General features: G+C 44.4%; 2 protein-coding genes. Both read left to right on the forward strand.

The annotated features are described in order from the left end of the window. The first annotated feature begins 182 nt into the window (after nt 1-182). Nucleotides 183-458, forward strand: coding sequence for a nitrogenase-stabilizing/protective protein NifW (locus AB4496_RS21695; protein ID WP_009846452.1), 276 nt, complete (start codon nt 183-185; stop codon nt 456-458). A 152-nt stretch (nt 459-610) separates the two neighbouring features. Next, entirely contained in the window at nt 611-1,735 is a 1,125-nt protein-coding gene (locus tag AB4496_RS21700) for a M14-type cytosolic carboxypeptidase (protein WP_029223162.1), read from the forward strand. Nucleotides 1,736-1,832 lie beyond the last annotated feature (97 nt).

Genomic DNA, 1,832 nt, shown 5'->3' on the forward strand with positions numbered 1-1,832 from the left:
CTATCTGGTTGGGTAGTTGTCACTGTTCGTTAGTACTTTATCTATAATCCTCAAAGAGTTAAAAAGATCACTTCATGTTAAGAAAGCCTACGGTTCAACCCCTGGTAAGTCATAACTAAAATCAATAAAATAAATCGTGAACTCGGTACAATAGTTGCCACCAGTTCACAAACAAACTCCCCATGAGCCAAACAGAGTTCCAACAAAAAATAGCGAGCTTTACTTCGATTGAACAAGCGCTTGATTACTTCGAAATAGGCTTTGATAGCAAGTTCATCCACCAAAATAGAACCGAGCTTGTGAAGCGCTTCAATGGTTATCTGATCCTGTCAAAGCCGGATGATTGGTTTGCTGGAAGAAGAGCGCTGAAAAATGCGTACTGTAAGGTGCAACGCAGTAAACTCGATCGCTATACACGCTCTGCCTGTCGTGGTTGCACGACTTGCCAACGTCGATAGCTCAAAGTTAACCGTTAAATAGCTGTCGATTTAAAAGTAGGCAGCTAAAAAACAGATAGCTGAAATAACATCTCATTACGATTTAGTTAGTGGTTTGCTCGAAAAAAAGTGTGCTAATCTTACGGCAACTCAACTACGAGATAAAAACTACAATGAAAATTTTCAGCAACTTCGAAAGCGGCAACATTCACGTCGTTTCAGCAGATTCACCACAAAACATTCAACTAACTATTCCAGCGGATAATCAAACTGAAATCGCACAATGGTTTCATTTCCGCTTAGAAAGTGAAGCTCAACAAGCTCACCACTTTGAAATCGGCCAATTGGCAACATCTGCCTACCCTGAAGGCTGGAAAGATTATGATGTGGTTGCATCGTATGACCGTGAAGAGTGGTTCCGCATTCCATCTCAATTCGATGGCGACACTTTAAGCTTTGATATCATTCCTGAACACGATTCAATGTACTTCGCGTACTTCGCACCGTATTCATACGATCGTCATCAAGATCTCTTGCACAGTGCTCAAACGCACCCTGCTTGTAAGCTAGAAACTCTGGGCCATACGTTAGATAACAACGACATCACTTTGCTAACCATCGGTGAGCCAAGTGCAGAGAAGAAAAACATCTGGGTTATTGGTCGCCAACATCCGGGCGAGACCATGGCTGAATGGCTGATCGAAGGTCTGCTACAACGCTTGCTTGATGAAACAGACACAGTTGGTCGTTCACTTCTAGACAGCGTTGTATTCCGCGTTGTACCTAACATGAACCCAGACGGCAGCATCCGTGGTCACCTACGCACTAACGGTATTGGCGTCAACCTAAACCGTGAATGGCAGTCACCTTCTATGGAACGCAGCCCTGAGGTTTTCCTTGTTCGCGAGCGCATGCTAGAAACTGGCGTTGACCTTTGTCTAGACATTCACGGCGACGAAGCAATCCCATATAACTTTGTTGCTGGTAGCGAAGGCACACCTTCATACAACGAGCGCATTGCAAAACTAGAGAATCACTTCAAGCAAGCTCTTCTGACTATCACGCCAGAGTTCCAAGATGAATTTGGTTACGATAAAGACGAACCGGGCAAAGCAAATATGACCGTCGGCACAAACTGGATCGGCGAACAGTTCAAGTGTTTGGCATACACTGTCGAGATGCCATTTAAAGATCACATCAGCCACGCTGACGAACTGTACGGTTGGTCTCCAGAGCGCAGTGTTGCATTTGGTCACGACATGCTAGCAGCGGTTTGGGCAACAGTCGACGAGCTATAAGACGAAGCAAACTTGTTAGTTTGTCCTTAGAGACAGTTTGTCTTTAGAAGTAGTTTGTTCATTTTGTTCATATAGATGACAAAGCCCAGCACTCGTC

The organism is Vibrio sp. 10N.222.46.A1, assembly GCF_041473595.1.
Lineage (GTDB): Bacteria > Pseudomonadota > Gammaproteobacteria > Enterobacterales > Vibrionaceae > Vibrio > Vibrio tasmaniensis_A.